The sequence below is a fragment of the Paenibacillus tundrae genome (genome assembly GCF_030812775.1).
Lineage (GTDB): Bacteria > Bacillota > Bacilli > Paenibacillales > Paenibacillaceae > Paenibacillus > Paenibacillus tundrae_A.
This window is the reverse complement of the sequence record NZ_JAUSTI010000017.1, coordinates 44,949-68,069: the sequence shown is the minus strand read 5'-3', so window position 1 is coordinate 68,069 and position 23,121 is coordinate 44,949. Positions and strand designations below refer to the sequence as shown.

The following is a 23,121-nucleotide window of genomic DNA, read 5'->3' as shown; positions in this document are numbered from 1 at the left end:
GGAGTGATCAGAAAGAACCCTAGAAGCGAAACGTGAGCATGTATCCCCGGATTTTACCCTTAAACAAGGGAATGAGAAAATCTGGGGGTAACGGCGATTCAAGGGTCTTCTGACCATGGAGTGACTTTGCATGCTTCATCCAAGATTTACATCGTTCATAACCAATGACGGTATGATGTCATTGTAGAGCCCTAGCTGCCCAAAACGAGTACGTTGTACCGTTTGAACGAAATGTAGAAAGGGCATGCAAAACGGAGTGATCAGAAAGAACCCTAGGAAGCGAAGCGTGCGCATTTATCCCGGGATATCTCCCTTTTCAAAAGGGAATCAAGGAAATTCAGGGATAACGGCGATCCAAGGGTCTTCTGATTACGGAGTGACCTTACATGCCCGAGGTTTTTATTCAATCCTGCTACAAACGAAAGGAGTATACTTATGAGTTACGTAATTGGTGTCGATCTGGGAACGAGCGCAGTTAAGACTGTACTGGTGAACCGTGAAGGTAAAGTGGCATTTGAAGCATCTGAGTCATACCCGCTCTTCCAGCCTAAGGCTGGATACAGCGAACAGAATCCAGAGGATTGGATAGAGCAGACGATTGTATCGCTTCGTAAATTGCTGGAGGTATCTGGCGTACAGCCTTCCGAGATTGAAGGTTTGAGCTTCTCCGGACAGATGCACGGACTTGTATTGGTGGATGCGGCAGGCAAACCACTTCGCAATGCTATTCTATGGAATGATACACGCACAACGGCGCAGTGCCGCCGCATCGAGAAGGTGCTGGATGGTAAGCTGTTAAGCATCGCCCGAAATCGTGCGCTTGAAGGATTTACATTACCTAAAATCTTGTGGGTTCAAGAAAACGAGCCAGAGGTGTTGCAACAGGCCGCTGTATTCCTATTGCCGAAGGATTATGTGCGTTATCGCCTAACCGGAGATTACGCAATGGATTATTCTGACGCAGCGGGTACGTTGCTGCTTGACGTTGCGGGCAAGCAATGGAGCCAAGAGATTGCAGAAGCGTTTGAACTGCCAATCTCACTCTGTCCACGACTTGTGGAATCCTTCGAGGAAGTGGGGACACTGTTGCCAGAGATTGCGGATCAAACGGGTCTGGCAACAGCAACCAAAGTATTTGCAGGTGGTGCTGACAATGCCTGTGGCGCGATTGGTGCGGGTATCCTGAGTGAAGGGCAGACCATGTGCAGTATAGGCACATCTGGCGTTATTCTGTCCTACGAGGAGCGCAAGGATCTCGATTTCGAAGGGAAAGTTCACTTTTTCAACCATGGTGAGAAGGATGCCTTCTATATTATGGGGGTAACCCTGGCAGCAGGATATAGCTTATCCTGGTTTAAGGATACATTTGCAGCGGACAAATCATTTGATGTGCTCTTACAGGGCATTGATCAGGTACCAGCTGGAAGCCAAGGCTTATTGTTCACACCATACATTGTAGGGGAGCGTACCCCACACCCTGATGCTAACATTCGTGGCAGCTTTATTGGTATGGATGCTGGGCATAAGCTGGAGCACTTTGGACGCGCAGTGATGGAAGGCATTACGTTCTCGCTTCGCGAATCCATTGATATTTTGCGTGGGTCTGGTAAGACCGTGACAGAAGTTATCTCCATCGGCGGTGGTGCTAAGAATGAAGCTTGGTTGCAAATGCAAGCAGATATCTTTAACGCAACCATCGTGAAGCTGGAGAGTGAACAAGGTCCAGCGATGGGAGCAGCGATGTTGGCGGCTTATGGATGTGGCTGGTTCTCATCATTGCAAGCATGTGCTACAGCGTTCCTACGCCCAGCGAAATCCTATGATCCTAACCCAGAAACAGTTGCAGTATATGACGGGTTGTTTGCATTGTACCAAGAGGTGTATGGACAGACGCGCAGTCTGAATGATCGTTTGGCACAATATCGCTAATCCAAGATGAGTGAGTGAATTCTTACATTAATACTTTTAGATACCCTAAGCATCCGCGAAAGCGGGTGCTTTTTGCATATTCACTTGCCAATCGCATAACACATAAACGCGTAGTACATACCGCACATGTACGAAATAAGCATGCCTGACATAACCATAATCCTCCTACGCATACAGTAGCTATAGGAGCACGATCTGTTCCAATGAGCATTAATGGATAGTGTACAACATGAATGGTTCACCTGATATATGATTCATCTTGTTAAGGATTAGACATCATTCTATTTTCGATGAACGAGCATACATACATGGTCACGATCTGAAGGATGGGGGTGAAGCTTTTGACAGAGCAACAGGACAACAGTAGACCGCATATGACCTTATCGATGATTGTTCGTAATGAGGAGCACCGTTATTTAAGGCAGGCATTGGAGACTCATCGACCTTGGATTGATCGGGCAGTTATCATTGATGACGGCAGTACAGATGGGACAGTTACGATGTGTCGGGAGATACTTCAGGATATACCGCTACTATTAATAGAGAATTCTACACCCCAGTTTGCGGATGAAGTCAGTCTACGGAAACAGCAGTGGCAGGCAACCATCTCTACTCAACCAGAGTGGATTCTGAATTTGGATGCTGATGAGATACTAACACCTGATTTTGGAGTTATACGCGACCAACTGTTAAGTGGAGAAGAGGATGCGATCTACTTCCGTTTGTTTGATATGTGGAGTGAGACTTCATATCGAGAAGATCAGTATTGGCAGGCTCACGCGTACTATCGTCCATTTCTTATTCGGTATCGTCATGACTGGGATTATGAGTGGAAGGAAACATCTCAGCATTGCGGCCGCTTCCCGCTAACGATTCAGCATTTCACTTATGCTTGTCATCTACCTCGGGTGAAGCATTATGGCTGGGCACGGGAAGAAGACCGAATTCGTAAGGTGGAGCGCTATCAGGCACTAGATCCGGATGCGAGATATGGGTGGAAGGAACAGTATGAATCTATTTTGGATCCAGAGCCCAGACTTCTGCCATGGTTAGAATAAGGGAGGAGGAATAAGGTTGAAGAAGGGAAAACCTAAGCAAAACATACTGATTGCGAGTCCAGTGCGTCAAACTGCACCCGTGCTCCGAGAATTCCTTGAATCCCTATGTGTGCTGGAGCGAACCACGGTAAGAACAGACTATTTATTTGTGGACGATAATGAGGAAACGGCCTCTTCGGATATGCTTCGAGATTTTGTAACAGAAAATGAAGGTACCATTATTACCGTGGACGCGGTGCTGAATGAAGATGAAGATCATCAGAAAGGTTCATACACCAAGGATGAGGGTGGACACTATTGGCAGGATGAACAAGTCTGGCGGGTAGCTGGCTTGAAGAATCAGATTTTGAAATACGTGTGTGAACACCGGTATGATGCTGTATTTCTCATCGATTCTGATCTGGTGTTACATCCCCGAACCCTGGAACAGCTCGTTTCCACGGAGAAAGAGATCGTATCCAATATCTTTTGGACCCGCTGGCAACCAGGCGCAAGGGAGATGCCCCAAGTTTGGCTGCAGGATGAATATCAGTTGTACCGCCGAGGTGTGAAGGTAGCTGAGGGAACGGAAGCGGATAATCAGACGATTCAGACAGAGGTTTTTTTACAGCAATTGCATCATCCAGGCTGTTATGAAGTAGGGGGTCTGGGGGCATGTACGCTCATACGCAGGAATGTATTGGAGGCAGGTGTTACGTTTGATCAGATCCCTAATGTTTCATTTTGGGGGGAGGATCGTCACTTCTGCATTCGGGCTCAAGCACTAGGGTTTTCATTGTTTGTTGATACACATCATCCTGCCTATCACATCTATCGTTTGTCTGAACTGCCAGGGGTGGCCGCTTATAATCGGAGGGTTCGACGGGCAGAAGAGACGATAACGATAACGCTATGTATGATTGTGAAAAATGAAGAGAATTCCCTTGCACGCTGTCTGGACTCGGTTAACGGCATTGCTGATGAAGTGATTATTGTGGATACTGGCTCGACAGATCGTACTCGCCAGATTGCTGCAAGGTATACAGAGCATATTATGGATTTTGAATGGGTGGATGATTTTGCGGCTGCGCGGAATTTTGCCTTTGATCAGGCGACAAGTGAATATATCCTCTGGCTCGATGCCGATGACGTGTTTGAACCTCAAGACCGGGCAAAGCTCATTGCCCTGAAACGATCCCTTGATCCAGCGGTGGACAGTGTGACGATGAATTATAATCTTTCATTTACAGCAGATGGTCAGGTAGCATACAGTCTCAGGCGGAATCGACTGGTTCGTCGGGATCGTCATTTTCGCTGGATTGGTGCAGTGCATGAATACTTGGAAGTGAGCGGGCATATGCTGCATAGTGATGTGGCTGTCACACATAAGAAAGACAAAGTATATACCGATCGTAACCTGAACATCTATCGCAAACGGGAACAGGCAGGCGAAGTCTTTTCTCCGCGTGACTTATATTATTTTGGGAATGAGCTTAAAGATCACGGACAGTATGAGGACGCGGTAGCTTATTATACAAAGTTTCTGGATACCGGACTCGGCTGGGTGGAAGATCAGATTGCTGCATGTCAAAAGATGGCCGATTGCGAAGCTGCACGGAAACGTCCAGATCAAGAGATTGCTGCACTGCTAAGATCATTCGCTTATGACTTACCGAGAGCAGAAATATGCTGCCGCCTAGGGGGATATTTTGCCGATCGAGAGGATTACCGCAAAGCGGTGTTCTGGTACGAACAGGCAACTCAGGCTATACGACCTGCTGACCCCATCGTACCGGTGAATGAAGCCGCTTGGACATGGATGCCGCACCTGCAGCTATGTGTGTGTTATGACAGGCTGGGTAATCGGACGAAGGCGAAAGAGCACAACACGATTGCCCTGGCATACCATCCAACACATCCAAGTATGCTGTATAACGAAAAGTATTTTCGAGAGTTGGATGAGGGCAGTGTGTTAGAAAATGCGTAAACGAACCCTATAACGTTAGATATCCAACGATGGTGATCGGGACAGCTCTCTAGAGGAGTTGAAATGATCATCGTCGTTTTCTGTTTTTTTCGTAGTTCAACCAAGGGAAGATATGTTTTACAATAGTTCTAAGAGGTTGTATGAAAATTCTACATTGATTATAAAGAGTGCCTAACGGGTTCATCGGCATTGAAGTTGATATTTAGACGAATTGATGAAACGAGGGGAATAGGAATATGAATTTGACGGAAACATTACTAGAATCAAGGCTGGTCGCGATTGTACGTGGAATTAGCCGAGAGGCTGCTGTTACTGCAGGGCAAGGAATGACTGAGGGTGGAATACGTCTGATGGAGGTTACGCTCAATACGGTGGGTGCACATGATATTATTGCCGATTGGCGAGAACGACATGAAGGACAGGCCTATGTAGGAGCCGGAACCGTATTAAATGTACAGATGGCACGAGAAGCGGTGGCTGCAGGCGCACAATTTTTGGTCTCGCCCAATGTCGATCTATCCGTTATTGAATATGCTGTAGAACAGGGTGTAGAGATCTGGCCTGGGGCAATGACACCCACGGAGATTGTTGCTGCCTATGAGGCAGGTGCCAAGGTCGTGAAGCTGTTCCCAATGGCAAGTTTAGGCATTCCGTATTTGCGGGAGATCAAGGCGCCATTGAATCATATTCCACTACTTGCGACTGGTGGCGCGAACTTGGACAATATAGCGGAGTATTATGCTGCTGGTGCAGCTGCGGTAGGCTTGGGAAGCGCGCTTCTTCCTAAAGATGCATTAGCGAGTGGTAATCATGAGCAGATTGCGGCATGTACACGTGCATTTGTAGACGCGGCTAGAATTAAAGAATAGTGACAAGCCATTCGTAAATTGGGTAAGTATAAGTTTGACGTAAGAATATGTGAGTGGATAAGAATGATCCATTCCACCGATGAACCTTAATCTCTAGTTAATAGTCCTATCTTATGATGAAGGTATGCCAAGAGCCGGAGAGGAGAGATGCCTGTGAAGACGAGAACGATGGTTGGAGGAATGATTGCCTTTGCTGCTTTAACTGCAGGAGGGCTGTGGAAAGCAGCGGTGAACAGCCAGACACCCAAAAAAATTCCGATCACGTTGACGCCGCCTATGCCCTTTGAAGATGTAACCTTTGATAGTGGTGGAGGGAGAGTGCATGGCTGGTTCATTCCTGCTGCTGCACATGTACCAAAGCCGTGGCCGCTGGTCATCATTGCGCATGGTTGGGGTTCTAATCGCTCCCGCGTACTCCGCTATGCACGCCCAATCTGGGAAGCAGGATATGCTCTATTTATGTATGACGTTCGTAGTCATGGAGAGAGTGATGCTGTTCGAGCGGCATCAGCCTATTTATTCCGTGATGATCTACTCTCAGCGTTGAAGTATATGTCGACTAGACCTGAGATTGACCCGGAAGCCATCGGGGTGCTGGGACATTCACTCGGAGGATTAGGTACGATTCTGGCAGTAACAGAGAATATCCCTGTCTCTGCAGTGATTACGGACTCGATGCCATCCCAATTTGAAGTTATCGTAAGTTCAGAACTAAGGCGTCGTCGTCTCCCATTATTTCCGTTGGCTCAACTTATACCGCGAATCTGGTTCTGGCGACTCGGAGAGTCGCTGAAGTCCTATCGACAGCGCGAGCCTGTAATGTTGTTGAATGAACGGCGAAAAGGGATGCAGTTACCACTGCTTATGGTTCATTCGAAAGGAGATAATTTTATCCCTCCTAGCGAGCTGGAGTATTTTATGACCAAAGCCGATCCCCCGGTAGAGCATTTATGGGTGAACAGTGGTGGACATAGCTGTTCAGAGGAAGATCCAGCATTCTGGGAAACGGTTATTCCTTTTCTACAGAAGCATGTTCAAGTACAAGCGCAGACCCAAGCGGCAGCGAGTGATGAGTAATATCCCAGGCAATGATTTAGAGGTTTTTGCACACGAACTCATAAAAGTATGAAAGTGAAACGCCAACCATGTTGGCGTTTTTTTGTAGATCATAGAATTCATAAGTTTTCAGCAGAGCTGAACAATTCGATGATCGCAAGATAAATCTCAGCTAAGCGCAGTATATCTTCTTTGAAAGTACGTCGATCGGTATTTTTCTAGCGTTTGCGGATGATTTTCCAAAATTCACATTTGTAAAATTGTTGGGAAAAGGACGATTAAAAAGGAAGCTTATGGTATCATAGAATAGACTAGCAATATTCATGCGGGGTTATTTGATGTGTGTCCATGTATGAGATTGAAGGGAGAGGTACAGATTTGAGTTTTCACATTCGATTCAAAATGATGACCGCTAGAGCAGCAACGGCTGCAATGGCAACCTTGCTTCTGGCATCGCAAGCTCCAGGGTTTGCAGGCAGCGTGTCAGCAGCAACAGCGGAACAGGTAACCGAAGCTTCAACGGGGGAAGATGTATTAAGTGTCGTAAGCAGTGATGTGCCGGAAGGAGCTAAGATCTCCTCTAAGCAAGCCAGTGATAACATATTGAAACTATTTCCGTTGCTCCAAAAGGCAACCATTACATCTGCGAAATTCGATTCACCAAACTCGTATCCACCACCAGATTATAAAGCGTGGGAAATTGGTTTTGGAATTCGTGAAGGCAACCATTCCATGGGGTTCAGCGCTACCGTACATGCTGGCACAGGTGAGGTACTCAGCGTGCATTTACCTTCAGAGCTGCTGGACAAACAGCGTACTGAATCAGACCGCCAGGTGACAGAGTCCGAAGCAGAGAAGCTGGCTGAAGCATTTTTATATGAAGCTATACCAGATTTAGAGAAAGACGCATTTGTAGCTATTTCTGAATCCTATCCATACGCTGTACAGCAATCGTTATTTGGCAGAACGGAATATCAGTACCAGTATCAGTTGAAGCATGAAGGTCTATTATCTGCGGCTGAGACAGCCTATGTGAACGTTGATGACCAGGGAAGAGTCACAGGTTATTCACGCAGCACCATTGAGAGCGACTACCCTTCATCGAAGCCGGAACTATCCGCCGAGCAGGCCAAAAAGAAATTTGACGAGCAATTTGATGTTGAGCTTGCTTATATTTCGCCAGATGGATTCTCATCCCGTAAAGGGCAGAAATATTATCTTGGCTATTTACCCAAAAGCTCAGGCAATGGACTGGATGCTAACACGCTGAAACCAATTAACCCGATGACTGGTGAAGAAATGACGTCCGATTCGGAGCAACAGGACAAACCCTTAAAGGGAAGTGTGGCTGCGTTTGTTCCAAATACAGGACAGAAATTAAATGCAACCCAAGCAGAGAGCTTGGTGAAGAAGAATTTCGACATTCCAAAAGGATATCAATTAGAACATAGTCAGCTGAGCAAAGGCTATTTTGCAAGCCCTAACAGTCAGGTCTGGAGTTTGAGCTGGAGTGATCGCAATGCGAGTGCTTCCTATATGTTCATGAGAGATATCTCAGCACAGGTTGATGCAGCAACGGGGCAGATTTACAGCTTTAACGTGTACCAGCGGATCATGCCAGGAACGACAGAAGCGGGAGCTACGGAGGAGACAAGCAGCAAGCCTGTAACCAAAGCAGAGGCGGAGAAGCTGGCGGTCAATACGGCTATTGCCCTTGTGCCAGATGCTGCGAATCAGTTCCGCGTGTCCACCGTCATTGAATCGGATGGAGCAAGAACGTTCCTCTTCAAACGATATATGAATGGAATTCTAGTAAAAGACGATTCTCTACAGATTCAAGTGGCGAAGGATGGCTCTATCACGGAATATTATTCGAGAATGGCTGCAACTCCAGAACTGTTACCTACAGATGCGAAGCCTGCCATCAGTTATGAGGATGCCAAGGCAACTTATCTTCAAGAGATTCAATTGATTCTGGCCTATTCCCGTTATGGTGGCTATGGCATGACAAATGGGGAAGCTACGCCTATGGGAGTCAAACTCGCATACATGCCATCACGTAGTGAGAACTCGATCTATGGTCTGTATGAAGTATTGGATGCCAACACGGGTGAGTGGAGAAATATGTATGCAGACTTGAATTCATCCTCCAAGACACAGCCTACGGATATTGCAGGGCATGTTGCGGAGACTGCTCTTAAAAGCATGATTCAGCATGGCGTATTCATTGCTGATGATCAAGGTCGTATTCTTCCAGATCGTGTGATTACGAAGGGTGACTGGTTCAACTATTTGGCCAGAGCACTCAATCCGAGTCTGGATGTGTATTACAACGGAGACAGTGATGACAAGCCTTTCGCTGACATTACGTCCGATAGTCCTTACTATCCAGCGATTCGAACGTTGCTTGATCAACGTTGGTTAGGTGGATCTGACCCAGAGAAGAACTTGAACCCTCAAGAAGAAATGACACGTGAAGAGTTGGCTGTGTTACTTGTTCAGATATTGCGATATGAGAAATTGGCTGGATTCTACACATTACCTTCTGATCTGCCTAACATCGCAGATGCAGGAGCTGTGACGAACAAAGGCGCAGTTTCGCTCAGCCTGAAGCTAGGCCTGCTACCTTCCATTGAAGGTCGTTTCATGCCGGCTCGTAAGGTAACCGTTGCAGAAGCTGCACAGGTATTAGAACGACTTGCGAAGCTCCAAGGCAAGACAGACACGTTTATGAGTGGTAACCGCCTATATTAAACGAGCGCATGATGTCATAAATCCGTGTTCAGTTCATAGGATAAGAATAACGGAATGATGTTTATTTTACTGAAGATAAGAGGGACCTTCTGTGGAAGGTCTCTTTTGATTCTTTTCGACAAAACTAGAAGCCTGATGTCAGTTGCATTTGTGATACAATGAGGCATGAGAACTTTGCGAAGAGAGGTGGTATCCTTTCATGGGCAAGAATGGGAAACGAATCATCACCATTTTGCTAGCTAGCTGCTTAATTGCTGTAGCTTTACCGCGGACGGTTGATCTGGATCAATTATATGCTGCATCCGGAACGACGGACATATCTACGACTGCAGAATTGCGCAAGACGTTGTTAACGGCGATGTCTCAGCGCACAGAGGAACTTGTTTTTACATACAAGGGTAATGTGAAAGGCCTCAAAAAACAGTTGCAGAGCTCTATTGATGAAGCGATGAAGAGCGACCCTTATATTCAATATACGGTGAAGAGTTACGCATTTAATTATAAAGGCTCCAACGTGTCAGCAGAGGTACATATTACGTTGTCCTATCGGGAAACGAAGGCACAGACAGACTATGTAAACCGAAAAGTCGCGAGCGTCCTGAAGGAGATCATCGTTCCAGGCATGTCCAACCATGAGAAGGTTAAAGTGATCCATGACTGGATCGTGCTTAACCTCGCCTATGATACCTCGCTAAAGAAATATACAGCATACGATGGATTGGTAACGGGCAGCACCGTGTGTCAGGGATATTCTTTGCTGGCTTATCGCATGTTAGAGCAAGTGGGCATTGAGAATCGGATCGTTGAAGGTACAGCTGGTGATCAGCTGCATGCTTGGAATCTGGTTAAACTGGATGGGAAATGGTATCACATGGACACCACGTGGGATGATCCTACACCTGACCGCAAAGGAAAGGTGAGCTATAATTATTACTTGCTGAGTGATGCTGAGATGGCGCGTGACCACTTCTGGACGAATAATGGTAAATATCCTGCAGCTTCAACGTTGTACCGTGAAGTGCTGCATGGCCTAATTACCGAGGGAGGTAGTAAAACAGCTGCTTATCAGAAAATCTACCATACCCTGGATTATTCCTTGTATAACGAGAGTGATGCAATTCGGGAACATGCTGCCTTGAAGGAGAAAGTACAAACGGTAATGAAGGACGGCGGGACATCGCTAACATTCAGATATAAGGGAACAGAGCAAGGTTTGGTTCAGGATCTACAAGATTTATATCAGCTAGGGATGAAGTCGATATCCTATTACGTTTCGAACATGGCAGACACCACTGATTTGCGTGTGAAAATTACATGGACGTTGTAATCGCTGACTATCATTTTTGCTACCGATATGAATTAGAACGGATTCAGTATTTCGAACGAGGACGCTTCATGCAGAAGCGTTCTTTTTTATGTCCGAAGGAGAAACAGCTGGTTCAGGCAATCGCAGATCGCAAACTTCAATATAACAAAAGACAGCCTTCCCTCCGTACGGAAGGAAAGCTGCTTGTAATTTAATCTGTTGAAGAGGTGAAATCACATTCTTGCAAAGGCACCACTTTAGTTTTCTTAATCCATTTGTACCCGAGCCACAAAATTAGGAACAACGGTACACTTAAGTAAGCAACTAGTGCGCCGCTCCAATCAATCTGATCGCCTGTAAATGCCTGATAGTTCTGGCCGATTATGACGATAATGCACAATACAAAAGCAAAAATCGGGCCAAATGGGAACCAGCGTGCACGGTAAGGTAGATCGTTCAGATCTCTGCCTTGAGCAACGTAAGCCTTACGGAAACGATAATGACTGATCGCAATACCGAGCCAGGTGATGAAACCACACATACCTGATGCATTAAGCAACCACGTGTACACGATCCCATCCCCAAACAGGGAGGCAAGGAAAGCCAGCATTCCCACTGCAGTTGTGATGAGCAGCGCGTTCATAGGAATACCTCTTTTGTTCAATCGTGCCAAGAAGCGTGGCGCTTTTCCATCCCGAGCGAGAGCGTAGAGTACACGGCTAGAAGCATACATACCTGAGTTACCTGCAGACAGTACAGAAGTCAAAATTACGGCGTTCATGACAGAAGCAGCAATCGCTAGCCCGGCCTTCTCAAACACAAGGGTAAACGGACTGACACCGATATTATTCAGCTCACCTTTGAGCAGATTCGGATGTGTATATGGAATGATTAGACTGATCACCGTAATCGCCAAAATGTAAAAAATAAGGATGCGCCAGAATACTTGCCGAATCGCACGAGGTACATTTTCACGAGGGTTTTCACTTTCGCCGGCAGCGACACCAATCAGCTCCGTCCCTTGGAAGGAGAATCCTGCTGCCATAAATACACCAAGTACAGTGAAGAATCCACCATGGAAGGGTGCGTCGCCTATGGTAAAGTTGCTGAATCCAACAGCTTCTCCGCCCATAATACCAAAGATCATAAGTACACCCACCGTAAGGAAGATAATGACGGTAGCTACCTTGATGATGGCGAACCAGTATTCCGATTCTCCGTATCCCTTAACCGACAGAATATTTAAGGAGAAGATCAATACGAGAAATAACAAACTCCACAGCATAGAATTGCTATCTGGGAACCAGTATTTAATAAGCACTGTAGCTGCAGCAAGTTCTGCGGCAATGGTAACAGCCCAGTTGTACCAGAAATTCCAGCCCATCGCGAACCCAAGTGCAGGGTCAACGTAGCGGGCGGCATACGTATTAAATGAACCGGAGTCAGGCAAGAATGTAGCCAGCTCTCCGAGACTTGTCATGAGGAAATATACCATGATTCCTACGGCTGCATAAGCAATGAGTGCGCCGCCTGGACCAGCGGTAGAGATGGCAGTACCACTTGCAAGAAACAGTCCGGTACCGATCGATCCACCAAGAGCGATCATGGTCATGTGCCGGGCACGAAGCCCTTTTTTCAGTGATGGTCCAGTTGATGTAGTATTGTTGCGGTCTTGCATGGTAACACTCCTTCATTCAATTACTGAGTTGTTCATATAGGTAAAGGATACGTAACAATAACAAAGACCGCAGGCATTCGCCTGCGGTCTCTTTATTTAGTCCGCACCACATTGTCCCCGATGTTTAAGATAGCTCAACACAGTAGAAATCATACTTGCTTGAAGCGTTGTATGTTCCAACCGTGACAGTTCTGCACCTTTCGGCAACAGCCCCAGCGACACTGGACAAAATAAGGAAGCGTCCAGTGAGCTTCGGCGGGTGCACCTTTCTGCTGAGATCTTAAGCGGCTCCTTAGCGCCTCCTTCAGCATACTGATCGCACCCGCGACCTCTACCTCATCATCAATGGATGAGGTGTATCTATATGTCTATGAAATTTTTATGGATTCCAAACATGACAAGCTTTGTTTGGTTTCCCGAACAGAAACTCAGTATAACGCTCAATGTTCCCTAGTGCAATAACAAATATTGGTACTACTTTTTTGGGCTATTCCGTTTTTTTGTTCCGGCCAGCCATTTGCTGCCATACCGTACCTGCTGCTTGTTCACCTGATTCAATGCGTTCCAAGGCCATCTTCGCTTGCAGGCTTACTTCGAATTCGGGATCTTCGGCAGCTAGACGTAGAGCTTCTTCCGCTTCTTCCGTCCCAACTTCATAGAGGAAACGAGCTGCACGCCAGCGTACAAGCTTGCTGCTATCAGTTAACGTGGCTGTCATAGCTGCAGTTGCAGCCGGATCTCCGATATCAGACAGGGTATCTCCTGCGGTACGACGTACAGCAGGGGAGCTATCTTGTAGTGCTTCATATAACAGCTCCATGGCTTCTGGTGTGCGAATGTCACCGAGATATACAACAGCTAATCTCCGTATTTGCATTTTCTCATCCTTAAGCGCATGAGCTACCAGAGGCAATCGCTCCGGTGTTGGCTCCATACCGTCGAACGCTGCGTAGCGTACATTCCAGTCTGTGCTGTTTAGAGCTTCTTCAAGCTCAGCACCTTCGAGCTGGCGGCGACGTTCCACAAATTCTTCGGCATTGGTACCGTGCGCAATGGCTTGCTGGATCACTTGATTCAAGCGTTCAGCAGGATATGCAGCTTCAAGCTCCTGTTCTACTTCGCGAGCGATATCTGGAAGTTCACCGTAACGAACACCGTAGTCTTTCAGCTTCCGTTCTTTGATCAGCGTAGCACTGGCGACTTCAGTAACGGCTTTGACAAACCGATCTGAGAGTCCGACACGTTCTTCTTTTGTACCTGCTTTTACTCGGATCTGCATAGGCACACCTCGGAAGAATTGTACGAATACTTGTGCTTCACCAAAGTGTTCGCCGGAATGATCTTCACCGTCAATCCAATCCAAATCTAGACCCTGTTGACCTAGACGGCTCTGAACTTCACCAAGGATAACGGACCAGTCTGCATTCCCTTTACGATCCAAAGCTACGAAGTCGGTGGTGTGAAACACACTTTTTACACCGGGGATGTGAAGCATTTGGCGAATAAAGGCTGGGGCAGAGCGCTCATTGTCCAGCGTATATGTTTTGCGGATTCCGTCTTCCAGACGTTCATCCAGATGCAACATCATCGTATTAGGACTGGGTGTTGGTTCAATGGAAACAATATTCATCGGTTCATAACCTCCTATATTACCAGATCTTCTCTTAGATTCCCGTGAACTAAAGCACACGGGTACTTCTCTATTTTACATGAATGTGTCTAAACTGCGAAATCAACGCTAAAGTGCCAAATGTATATTGTAAAGAAGTGCGAAGATTGTTAACACTTCTTTCATGTTCACGCACAAACATTTTTAAATGAAAAAGCTCACAATAGAAGTAATGAAATTACTGGAGGTAACATTATGGAGCCCATTACTATTCTTTCGGATGGATGCCGTAGCATTGCATATGACGAGATGATTCCAAGGTTGCGACAATGGATCGTCGAAGAAACTTGCGAACGAGAACACGAAGGAATAATGAAAGAGCAGGGCGGATGGGAAAAGTCCCGTTATTGTATCGTGGATTATAAGGACGCCTCCTGTGCAATATCCGCAGCTAATGCAATTCGGGCTTTTATGCCTAAGATTCCATTGCTTGTCATTACTGATTTCCAATCACTTATTCGCAAACGGCATTTGCAGCAAATTTCGGGTTCAGGGGAAGTTAAGCTTAGCTTGTGGCACCCCGGACAATTAGATCAGTGGTTATCCGAGATTCAGCGCTGGCTTCAAACTTCTCCGCAGGACAATAAAAAAACCATTCCTTCCACCATGTCCATTCGATCATGACTGGGGAAGTAATGGCTATGTATTTAAGTGATGATTCAAGCAACTATAGTAAAGCTAGATGACATATTTATATCCTGTTCCCCAAACCGTTTTGATAAAACGGGGATTTTTGGGGTCTGGCTCAATCTTTTTTCGCAAGCTGGAGATATGTACATCAATGGTGCGATCCAGATACGCCCGTTCTGAGCCTTTGATGCGATCCATAAGCTCATTACGTGTAAATACTTTGCCGGGATTACCGTATAATTCTTTCATAATTTCAAACTCAATATGTGTAACCTCGATTTCTTGTCCATCTACAAAAAGGGTTCGTCTATATTCATTCACGCTCACATGTCCGGCCACATCGGCCGGTTTTTCCTCTTGGAGCGGTTTGTCGGAATAGGTAATGGCTGATCTGCGCAATAGAGCCTTAATTCGAGCATCGAGCTCTTTCAGACTGAAGGGTTTACATAGGAAATCATCCGCGCCATTATGCAATGCTCGAAGTCGATCATTTAACATCGTGCTTGCAGAAATCATAAGAATTGGCACTGTTGATTGCTGGCGAAATGCATCTACAAGATCATTGCCATCCGTTTCAGGCAACATGAGATCAGTCACCACAATGTCTGGTTGAAACTGAGGGAACAGCAGTAGAGCATCCTTTGCATGATGAACCCGTTCAGTTATGTACCCCTCCTCCTCAAGAAAGAAAGCGATCATGTCCGCGAGATTTTTCTCATCCTCTATAAGAAGTACTTTGATCATTGAGGTCACACTCCTGGGTGAATTGAATTTGTTAAGAAATTACGAAGTTCGCACTGAAATATTGTTAAAAATACTGCAAAAATTTTAATGATTTTATTCCAGAATATAGGGTGAATGAATCTATTTCATAACGTACTAAACAATGAATTTGGCCAAACTTCACTATTCTATCATGAGTGTAATACGCTTGGCGACCATTCAATAATTGCCAAAGAGATAACATGACCTAACTACAGTATAATAGATCAGGAGCGATTTAGGGGGAAAAGTGTCGTTATTTACCCTTATTTATGGGAGGAACTAAGCTTGCCATTTAAAATACATACGAGAAATAGCAAAGGGAAATGTGCAGATGGCTAATATCAAAACAAGACAGATGTTGGATTGGGTCATATTGAAACTGCGTATTCCTTGGATCGGAACAGCAATCCTAATCTTGCTGGGTACAGTAAGCAGTTTATTTCCAGTGACATTATTTTTTGGAGTAAATCTGGTATTGGTAAGCGCAGCGGTGTTAGTTGCCTTGCGATTACATGGTGCAATCTATGGATTTGTAGCCATGACGATCATTCTTATCCTCAAACTTTTGTTAACAGAATTAGAACCTGAAACGATGGTTATCGCCATGCTGCGTTATGTTGAACTCATATGGATGTTAGCGTGGCAGATTCGTTGGAAGAATGGCAGTATTATTAAAGCCAACGCTGTATTTTGGGTAGTGATGTCGTTACCAATTATAACGTATGGCTACTTCATTCAGGGTATGAGTCTAGAAGATGTGAAGTATACGTATATGCATATTGCTGTCATTAGCATGGTGAATGCATTAATTGCGGGCATCGTGGTGGATTTTTGGATTACAACAGGTGAGGATAAAGCGAAGAGAACCGGCACGATTCCACTATCTCGCATTGCGTTCAAATATGTGGTGGCATTTGTAGTAATCGTGTCTCTAGCTTTATTATCGGCCGATAGCCGTAGGCAACTGGATCAGATTAATGATGCCATTCGTGCGAATATGGAGCATGCCGCTACGGCAGTTATTCAGGATCTGAACAGTGGATATGTAACGGCGGATAATATGGCTCAAAATATGGAGCGGTACCATCATCTATTGGGTGTGAATGTTATTCTGCTTCGTGCAGGCGACGGAAAGGTGGTAGCTTCGGGGTTAGATGATCTGAAGACGGGGGATATACTGGATTTGGAGCAGTATCGGCTGATCCAGACGGGAGACAATGATCTTCTCGTCCATTCTGGTGAATCGCATCAGCGGAATATACTCAGTTTCTGGAAACAGATTTCGTTCATCTATGAAGCAGATCCAATACCAGGTCTCCCTTATCGGGTCATCATCGAAACAAGCGCTGAAAATTATTATAATCGCATTGAAACGGTCTACCTGACCACGCTTCAAAGCCTGTTTATTATTATCGTCACTTCCATGTTGGTAGCTGCCCCGCTCAGTCGCAAGGTGGTAAGTCCTATGCAACGGCTTACTCGTGTGACAGGCTCTCTACCAAGGCTATTATTCCGTAATAATGGCAAGATGGAGTGGCCGACAAGTCACGTTACAGAAGTGCAAATTTTGATTGGTAATTTGCGTAAGATGGCTGATGTGCTTATTGAACAATTCGAACAGATTCGCCAAGACAAACTAACGCTCGAGGATCGAGTCAGGGAAAGAACCAAAGAGCTGAAGAATAGTGAAGAGATTAAACGCGCCATTATTGATTCTTCCATTGATGCCATTATCGCAGTGGACTCGAATGGACTTATTATAGAATTCAACCCTGAAGCGGAGAGAATGTTCGGTTTAACACGGGAAGAGGTCATTCTGCAAACGGATGCCCCGTCTCTATTCCAAGGCGCAAGCTGTGTTGAGATCAAAAAAATGCTTGAGCAATATGAGTATAAGCAGGGCAAGCGATATACCATTGTGGATGAAATTTCAGGTATTCGTCGGAACGGTGCGTTATTTCCGATTGAGTACAAGATTGTGGAGATTCGTCTAGGCAACAATGAGTCGTTATACAACCTCTTTATTAAGGATATTACTGAACGAACGAGAGCCGAAGAAGAACGGGTACGGCATGCACTTGCTCTAGAGCAGTTAAATGCTGAGTTATATCATGAGAAGAATGCAATTCAGGAACAGCGGGACATTAGTGAGCATTTTATCGAATCTGTCCGTGAAGGGCTGGTCATGTCTGACCGTTCAGGTACGATTACCATCGTGAACAGACGGATAGAAGAGATGTTTGGCTTAGGAAACTTCCTGGGCAAGTCGATTGAAGATTTTGCTCAAGCAATTGACCAGATCGTCTTAACCGATGATTTTAATCTGACAGAGCAAACTCATGCTTTTCTGAACGGAGAACGTTCGTTTGTGGAGACCGAGTTCTGGTTTAATGATGTGAGAAAAAGTGTGTTCTCTCTATATATCAAGCAGGTAGATGTGCCGGGCAAAAACCATGGATTTCTGCTGGTGTTCCGGGATCGAACACAGGAAGAACATCTGAATCGAATGAAGAATGAACTAATTAGTGTCGTATCCCATGAGTTGCGTACACCGGTAGCGACCATAATGGGGTATGTGGAGTTAATGATGATGTATGATCTGCCGGCATCCCAGCGTCAAGAGTTTATGGAGACGATCTCAGCGGAGGGAGCAAGGCTCAGCAGCTTACTAGATGATGTTCTGGATATCCAGCGTCTGGATAATGAAGGCTTAACGTATCACAAAACGTATGTACCATTGCTGGAATTGGTGGAGGGTGTCGCCGAGCAATGGAACATGAAATCAGTTCAGCGTATTGAGGTTCATGCGTTTAATGGTGATTTCTTTGCTTATGCGGATCAGAATCGAATGGTACAGGTATTGCACAATCTAATAGGCAATGCAGTCAAATATTCTCCAGGCACCGATCGCATTGATATCACACTGTGGGAAGAAGAGGAATGGTTATGTATTGATGTACGTGATTACGGAATTGGTATCGCAGAGAACGTGAAGGATCTACTCTTTACGAAGTTTTACCGTGTAGATAACTCCGATCATCGCCAGATTGGTGGAACCGGCATTGGACTTTACATCTCGCGTAAAATTGTAGAGGATCATGAAGGTACAATTGGCTTCATCTCTGCACCAGGCAAGGGAAGTACGTTTAAGATCAGGTTGCCTAAACAGAATGAACTCTTGTAATAAGTGATCTTAAGAATTCAGTGACACCACAATAAAAAGCCATTATTTAATTTTGTTGTTCATAATAAAGTCTTTATCTTTCTGTGCGCCTCGGTGTACTGCGAAGGTAAAGGCTTTTTTGGTATTTTACATTTTTCGGGATAAAAAAAGATGAACTTTTGCAAACTGTCTATAGAGCCAATTTTTGCAATTCGAGATTAAGGAGGATGGCTGGGATATGTTTCGTAAACAGGAGAAAACGCTCATCATCGTCTGTCTGGTAGCAGCCGTTGTGGTGTTATACGCCGTTGTGAAAAGTATCATTCGCATCATGAGCTATTGAGAAGAGCTTCCCTCATGTCTGTAACTGAAGCTTAGCAATACATACTGACTATGCTGAAGAGGAGTGTCACCCATGTCTTCGATGGACCCAGTTCTATTAAGTCGTATTTTGACTGGTCTTACTCTGTTTGTTCACATCATTTTTGCTTCGATCGGTGTCGGCGTTCCGTTAATGATCGCTCTCGCCGAATGGCGCGGATTGCGTACCAATGATATTCATTACACATTACTGGCACGGAGATGGGCGCGTGGATTCGTCATTACTGTAGCCGTTGGTGTAGTCACCGGTACATCTATCGGGTTGCAGCTCAGCTTGCTCTGGCCGATGTTCATGCGTGTTGCAGGTCAAGCGATTGCGCTACCACTCTTCATGGAGACATTTGCGTTCTTTATCGAGGCGATCTTTCTGGGGATCTATCTGTATACGTGGGATCGGTTCAAAAAGAAATACACACATATGCTCCTGTTAATTCCGGTTGCGCTGGGTTCATCAGCATCAGCCATATTTATCACAACCGTTAACTCATTTATGAATCAGCCTCAGGGATTCACACTTGTGAACGGCATTATGAAGGATATCCATCCGATTGCTGCGATGCTGAACCCAGCTACGCCGACCAAAGTATCTCATGTACTGGCTTCTTCCTATACGCTGAGTGCAGGCGTGCTTGCCGGAATTGCCGCATTTAGTTTGCTTCGGGGACGGAATCATGTGTATTACAAAAAGGCGCTGAAACTTACGACAGTGAGCGCGCTTGTCTTTGCGGTAAGTACCGTTATGATTGGAGACTCTTCTGGTAAGTTCTTAGCCAAGTACCAGCCAGAGAAGCTGGCGGCGGCTGAATGGCATTTTAAGACGATGAAGAATGCACCGCTAATTTATGGAGGAATTCTGGATGAAAACAACGAGGTAAAGTATGCACTGGAAATCCCGTATGCACTGAGTATTCTGGCAGGGAACCGTCCTGATACGGAAGTAAAAGGGCTTGAGGAGTATCCGGCAGACCTCAGACCCCCATTATCTATTCACTATATGTTCGATCTCAAAGTAACCACAGGCGTGATCATCCTATTGATTCCGGTGCTGTATGTGCTTCGTCGTTGGTTACCAGGGCGCAAGCCGTATCCGAAGTGGCTCTTATTAGGTATTGTGCTGCTCGGGCCACTCGCGATGATTGCGATAGAGCTCGGTTGGATGTTTGCTGAGGTAGGCAGACAGCCGTGGATTTTGCGCGGGTATATGAAAGTATCCGAGGCGGCAACCACATCTTCATCTGTCGGTTGGATGCTAGTGCTGTTCATTGTGCTGTATCTGATCCTTTGTTTCTCTTGTATTCGGGTGCTTAGCAAGCTATTCCGTAACAAGGAAGCAGAGAAAGAACTGGACTCACTCGGTCTTGAAGGAGGGATCGTGCATTGAGCTTCGAAATTGCAGGCATTGCGATCTTGTGGACGTTCCTATTTGGATATCTAATCGTAGCCTCCATTGATTTTGGAGCAGGCTTTTTCAGCTTTTATAGTCTGCTAACCGGTCACGAGAATAAGATTCACAATATTATTCAACGATATCTATCTCCGGTGTGGGAAGTTACGAACGTATTTCTTATCTTTTTTGTTGTCGGTCTGGTGGGGTTTTATCCCGACAGTGCCTTCTATTATGGTACGGCACTCTTAGTCCCCGGATCACTTGCGATTGTATTGCTGGCGATCCGAGGTGTGTATTACGCCTATAACACCTACGGTAATCATGGGAAGAACAGTCGTATTTACATGGCTTTATACGGTGCGACGGGATTACTGATCCCGGCGGTATTTTCCACCATTTTGGCTATATCCGAAGGAGGCATTATCGAGCAGGTCGGTGAGCAGGTGTTTTTTCGTTGGAGAGAGTTCCTGACGAACCCCTATACTTGGTCTGTTGTATTGCTGGCAATCGTGAGTGTGCTGTATATCTCGGCGATGTTCTTGTCCTATTATGCCAAGCGGGCAGGGGATGAAATCGCTTTTGAAGTGTTGAGGGAGTACGCGCTGTTATGGAGTTTACCTACGATATTTGCGAGTTTTCTTGCATTTTTGCAAATTAACAAACAAAATCCGCTTCACTTTGAACGCATGCTCGATATCTCCTGGATGTTTATCGCTTCGTTTATATGTTTTGTCATTGCTTTATCGCTTGTATGGAAGCGAAAGTATTTGGGCTGGTGTTTTATCGCCGTGATGCTACAATTTGCCTTTGCATGGTATGGATATGGTCGTTCCCATTTGCCTTACATTCTGTACCCGTACATTAATATTTATGATAGCTTTACGAATCGAACGATGGGAATTGCACTGATTACTGCATTCAGTCTAGGACTGCTGGTGCTCATTCCATCGCTGGTACTGATCATGAAACTGTTTCTATTTGATGCGAACTACGTCCGTGGATATTCGGGCAAGAAGAAGGGATGAGCTTCATGTATCTGGAAGGTGTATCCGGCATTCCGGGGATTACAGGCTTGAGTTTTTTTGAGACATTTACGATTATGTATGCTCCACCACTGATTATCGTAGCTGCGATTGCCTTTTTATTCGTGTACTTGGCGATGTGCAAAAATCCGAAGGACTAACAGGCTGTTTTTTTCAAATAGGTTGATCCTGGGTTAAAATAGTAGGAAGGGAGGAGGACCCTTTCATGCCGAAAATTCGTTATAACAATATTGATAATGTAAGCACGGATAAGACATTGAAGGAATTCAAGCAGTGGAGGGAAGAGCGGCGCAACAAGGTAAAGGATTATTCGTACACTGTACCTAAGCACCCACCGGAGCTGGATTACTTACATGCCAACCGGGAGGAGACAACACTTACCTGGATTGGTCACTCCACTTTTTTTATTCAATACTACGGTTTAAATATCGTGACGGATCCGGTATGGGCAGAGAAAATGGGATTTCAACGTAGACTTGGTGCCCCTGGTATTCCGATTCAGGATATTCCACCGCTCGATATTATTTTGATCTCCCATTCCCACTATGATCATCTGCATCTGGCCTCCTTACGGAAGCTGATTACAGCCAAAACACTGTTGATCGTACCAGATGGCCTGAAGCGGAAGATGATTCGTAAAGGTTTTCACCGTTGCCACGAGATGAAATGGTGGGAACATATGACAGTGGGTGGTGTCAAAATAAGCTTTGTACCTGCCCAACACTGGACACGACGTACATTGTTTGACACGAACAGCTCTCACTGGGGTGGTTATGTGTTGGAGGTGGTTCATCCCACATCTGCTGAAGCTGCTGAGGAAATGGCTGCTACGAAGATGCGAAACGATTCAGCAGATACAACAGCTAACACGTCTCATGCCCAACAATCCGAAGCTTCTGCATCGCAGGAGTTAACGGCGCAGCAAAGTGTAGAGAAGCCACCCGTTATTTATTTTGTTGGGGATACGGGCTATTTCCCAGGGTTCAAAACGATTGGTGAACGTTTCGATATCGGTGTTACGCTGATGCCGATTGGTGCGTATGATCCAGAATGGTTTATGACCTCTCAGCATGTGACACCAGAAGAAGCATTGCAGGGATTCGTGGAGTGTGGCTCCCAGCTTATGGTGCCTATGCACTACGGAACATTCAGACTGGCTGACGATACACCTAGGGAGGCGCTTGACCGTCTGGAAGCAGAACGTGAGAAATTAGGAATAAGTGCAGAGCGGATTCGTGTGCTTGGTCACGGAGAGACATTACGTATCAGGCATGAAACACATAAACAAGACTAACAATAGCAAGCCAAATATGCTAATGTAAGGGTATATCCGCATGAATAATTCATTACCAAATCTTGAAGAGGTTGTTCAAAAAGTACGCATTTGATTACGAGGATGCCTGATGGCATCTCAGCATCGAGTATGGGATTCAGCCGAAATAAGTGGATGCTTACGCAGCTTGTTTC

At 45.6% G+C, this 23,121-nt stretch carries 17 protein-coding genes, 1 pseudogene and 1 riboswitch; of the genes and pseudogenes, 15 read left to right on the top strand and 3 right to left on the bottom strand.

Annotation, left to right across the window (positions count from 1 at the left end; translation table 11 throughout):
- The first annotated feature begins 435 nt into the window (after positions 1 to 435).
- From xylB to J2T19_RS23150, 9 genes and pseudogenes are all read left to right on the top strand, one after another.
- Positions 436 to 1,929 carry a xylulokinase gene (gene xylB, locus J2T19_RS23185; RefSeq protein WP_307220030.1) on the top strand — a complete coding sequence of 498 codons (1,494 nt, stop codon included), beginning with the start codon at positions 436 to 438 and terminating at the stop codon, positions 1,927 to 1,929.
- A gap of 341 nt (positions 1,930 to 2,270) precedes the next feature.
- Entirely contained in the window at positions 2,271 to 2,987 is a 717-nt protein-coding gene (locus tag J2T19_RS23180; protein ID WP_307220028.1) for a glycosyltransferase, read from the top strand.
- A 16-nt stretch (positions 2,988 to 3,003) separates the two neighbouring features.
- A pseudogene (locus J2T19_RS28245) lies at positions 3,004 to 3,441 on the top strand (glycosyltransferase family 2 protein); the annotation flags it as partial.
- Between the two features lie 441 nt (positions 3,442 to 3,882).
- Positions 3,883 to 4,953, top strand: a complete 1,071-nt coding sequence (locus J2T19_RS23175; RefSeq protein WP_307220092.1) for a glycosyltransferase — start codon at positions 3,883 to 3,885, stop codon at positions 4,951 to 4,953.
- 236 nt (positions 4,954 to 5,189) lie between these two features.
- Positions 5,190 to 5,822 carry a bifunctional 4-hydroxy-2-oxoglutarate aldolase/2-dehydro-3-deoxy-phosphogluconate aldolase gene (locus J2T19_RS23170; protein WP_307220026.1) on the top strand — a complete coding sequence of 211 codons (633 nt, stop codon included), beginning with the start codon at positions 5,190 to 5,192 and terminating at the stop codon, positions 5,820 to 5,822.
- Positions 5,823 to 5,975: 153 nt separating this feature from the next.
- A complete protein-coding gene (locus J2T19_RS23165) occupies positions 5,976 to 6,899 on the top strand; it encodes an alpha/beta hydrolase (RefSeq protein WP_307220024.1) in 924 nt (307 codons plus the stop codon).
- Between the two features lie 357 nt (positions 6,900 to 7,256).
- The gene (locus J2T19_RS23160) at positions 7,257 to 9,632 is read left to right on the top strand and encodes an S-layer homology domain-containing protein (RefSeq protein WP_307220023.1); all 2,376 of its coding nucleotides are present in this window, start codon (positions 7,257 to 7,259) and stop codon (positions 9,630 to 9,632) included.
- A gap of 199 nt (positions 9,633 to 9,831) precedes the next feature.
- Positions 9,832 to 10,959, top strand: coding sequence for a transglutaminase domain-containing protein (locus J2T19_RS23155; RefSeq protein WP_307220021.1), 1,128 nt, complete (start codon positions 9,832 to 9,834; stop codon positions 10,957 to 10,959).
- On the top strand, positions 10,947 to 11,153 hold the full coding sequence (locus J2T19_RS23150; RefSeq protein WP_307220019.1) for a hypothetical protein: 207 nt from the start codon (positions 10,947 to 10,949) through the stop codon (positions 11,151 to 11,153). The genes J2T19_RS23155 and J2T19_RS23150 overlap by 13 nt, the downstream gene beginning before the upstream one ends.
- Here the strand turns inward: J2T19_RS23150 and J2T19_RS23145 are convergent.
- Both J2T19_RS23145 and J2T19_RS23140 read right to left on the bottom strand, forming a co-directional pair.
- Positions 11,150 to 12,616: an amino acid permease gene (locus tag J2T19_RS23145; RefSeq protein WP_307220017.1), complete on the bottom strand. Its 1,467-nt coding sequence runs from the start codon at positions 12,614 to 12,616 to the stop codon at positions 11,150 to 11,152. The genes J2T19_RS23150 and J2T19_RS23145 overlap by 4 nt on opposite strands.
- 122 nt (positions 12,617 to 12,738) lie before the next feature.
- A riboswitch (Lysine riboswitch) is annotated at positions 12,739 to 12,958 on the bottom strand.
- A 145-nt stretch (positions 12,959 to 13,103) separates the two neighbouring features.
- On the bottom strand, positions 13,104 to 14,246 hold the full coding sequence (locus tag J2T19_RS23140) for a virulence factor (RefSeq protein WP_307220015.1): 1,143 nt from the start codon (positions 14,244 to 14,246) through the stop codon (positions 13,104 to 13,106).
- Positions 14,247 to 14,480: 234 nt separating this feature from the next.
- Between J2T19_RS23140 and J2T19_RS23135 the strand changes: the two genes are divergently transcribed.
- The gene (locus J2T19_RS23135; protein ID WP_307220013.1) at positions 14,481 to 14,909 is read left to right on the top strand and encodes a hypothetical protein; all 429 of its coding nucleotides are present in this window, start codon (positions 14,481 to 14,483) and stop codon (positions 14,907 to 14,909) included.
- A gap of 54 nt (positions 14,910 to 14,963) precedes the next feature.
- On the opposite strand, the gene J2T19_RS23130 is transcribed toward J2T19_RS23135, so the two are convergent.
- Positions 14,964 to 15,659: a response regulator transcription factor gene (locus J2T19_RS23130; RefSeq protein WP_307220011.1), complete on the bottom strand. Its 696-nt coding sequence runs from the start codon at positions 15,657 to 15,659 to the stop codon at positions 14,964 to 14,966.
- A 352-nt stretch (positions 15,660 to 16,011) separates the two neighbouring features.
- Here J2T19_RS23130 and J2T19_RS23125 point away from each other — a divergent pair, with 352 nt between their 5' ends.
- From J2T19_RS23125 to J2T19_RS23105, 5 genes are all read left to right on the top strand, one after another.
- Positions 16,012 to 18,864, top strand: coding sequence for an ATP-binding protein (locus tag J2T19_RS23125; protein ID WP_307220009.1), 2,853 nt, complete (start codon positions 16,012 to 16,014; stop codon positions 18,862 to 18,864).
- 394 nt (positions 18,865 to 19,258) lie between these two features.
- Positions 19,259 to 20,605 carry a cytochrome ubiquinol oxidase subunit I gene (locus J2T19_RS23120; RefSeq protein ID WP_307220006.1) on the top strand — a complete coding sequence of 449 codons (1,347 nt, stop codon included), beginning with the start codon at positions 19,259 to 19,261 and terminating at the stop codon, positions 20,603 to 20,605.
- Positions 20,602 to 21,636, top strand: a complete 1,035-nt coding sequence (locus J2T19_RS23115) for a cytochrome d ubiquinol oxidase subunit II (protein ID WP_145051676.1) — start codon at positions 20,602 to 20,604, stop codon at positions 21,634 to 21,636. The genes J2T19_RS23120 and J2T19_RS23115 overlap by 4 nt, the downstream gene beginning before the upstream one ends.
- A gap of 5 nt (positions 21,637 to 21,641) precedes the next feature.
- Positions 21,642 to 21,794, top strand: a complete 153-nt coding sequence (cydS, locus tag J2T19_RS23110) for a cytochrome bd oxidase small subunit CydS family protein (protein ID WP_156395355.1) — start codon at positions 21,642 to 21,644, stop codon at positions 21,792 to 21,794.
- Between the two features lie 65 nt (positions 21,795 to 21,859).
- Complete coding sequence (locus J2T19_RS23105; RefSeq protein ID WP_307220001.1) at positions 21,860 to 22,948, top strand: MBL fold metallo-hydrolase; 1,089 nt, start codon at positions 21,860 to 21,862, stop codon at positions 22,946 to 22,948.
- Positions 22,949 to 23,121: the final 173 nt, after the last annotated feature.

Excerpts from the sequence above, each read along its gene's own strand:
- xylB (WP_307220030.1), top strand. The coding sequence starts at position 436 with ATGAGTTACGTAATTGGTGTCGATCTGGGAACGAGCGCAGTTAAGACT.
- J2T19_RS23175 (WP_307220092.1), top strand. The coding sequence starts at position 3,883 with ATGATTGTGAAAAATGAAGAGAATTCCCTTGCACGCTGTCTGGACTCG.
- J2T19_RS23170 (WP_307220026.1), top strand. The coding sequence starts at position 5,190 with ATGAATTTGACGGAAACATTACTAGAATCAAGGCTGGTCGCGATTGTA.
- J2T19_RS23155 (WP_307220021.1), top strand. The coding sequence starts at position 9,832 with ATGGGCAAGAATGGGAAACGAATCATCACCATTTTGCTAGCTAGCTGC.
- J2T19_RS23150 (WP_307220019.1), top strand. The coding sequence starts at position 10,947 with ATGGACGTTGTAATCGCTGACTATCATTTTTGCTACCGATATGAATTA.
- J2T19_RS23145 (WP_307220017.1), bottom strand. The coding sequence starts at position 12,616 with ATGCAAGACCGCAACAATACTACATCAACTGGACCATCACTGAAAAAA.
- J2T19_RS23140 (WP_307220015.1), bottom strand. The coding sequence starts at position 14,246 with ATGAATATTGTTTCCATTGAACCAACACCCAGTCCTAATACGATGATG.
- J2T19_RS23135 (WP_307220013.1), top strand. The coding sequence starts at position 14,481 with ATGGAGCCCATTACTATTCTTTCGGATGGATGCCGTAGCATTGCATAT.
- J2T19_RS23130 (WP_307220011.1), bottom strand. The coding sequence starts at position 15,659 with ATGATCAAAGTACTTCTTATAGAGGATGAGAAAAATCTCGCGGACATG.
- J2T19_RS23125 (WP_307220009.1), top strand. The coding sequence starts at position 16,012 with ATGGCTAATATCAAAACAAGACAGATGTTGGATTGGGTCATATTGAAA.
- J2T19_RS23120 (WP_307220006.1), top strand. The coding sequence starts at position 19,259 with ATGTCTTCGATGGACCCAGTTCTATTAAGTCGTATTTTGACTGGTCTT.
- cydS (WP_156395355.1), top strand. The coding sequence starts at position 21,642 with ATGTATCTGGAAGGTGTATCCGGCATTCCGGGGATTACAGGCTTGAGT.
- J2T19_RS23105 (WP_307220001.1), top strand. The coding sequence starts at position 21,860 with ATGCCGAAAATTCGTTATAACAATATTGATAATGTAAGCACGGATAAG.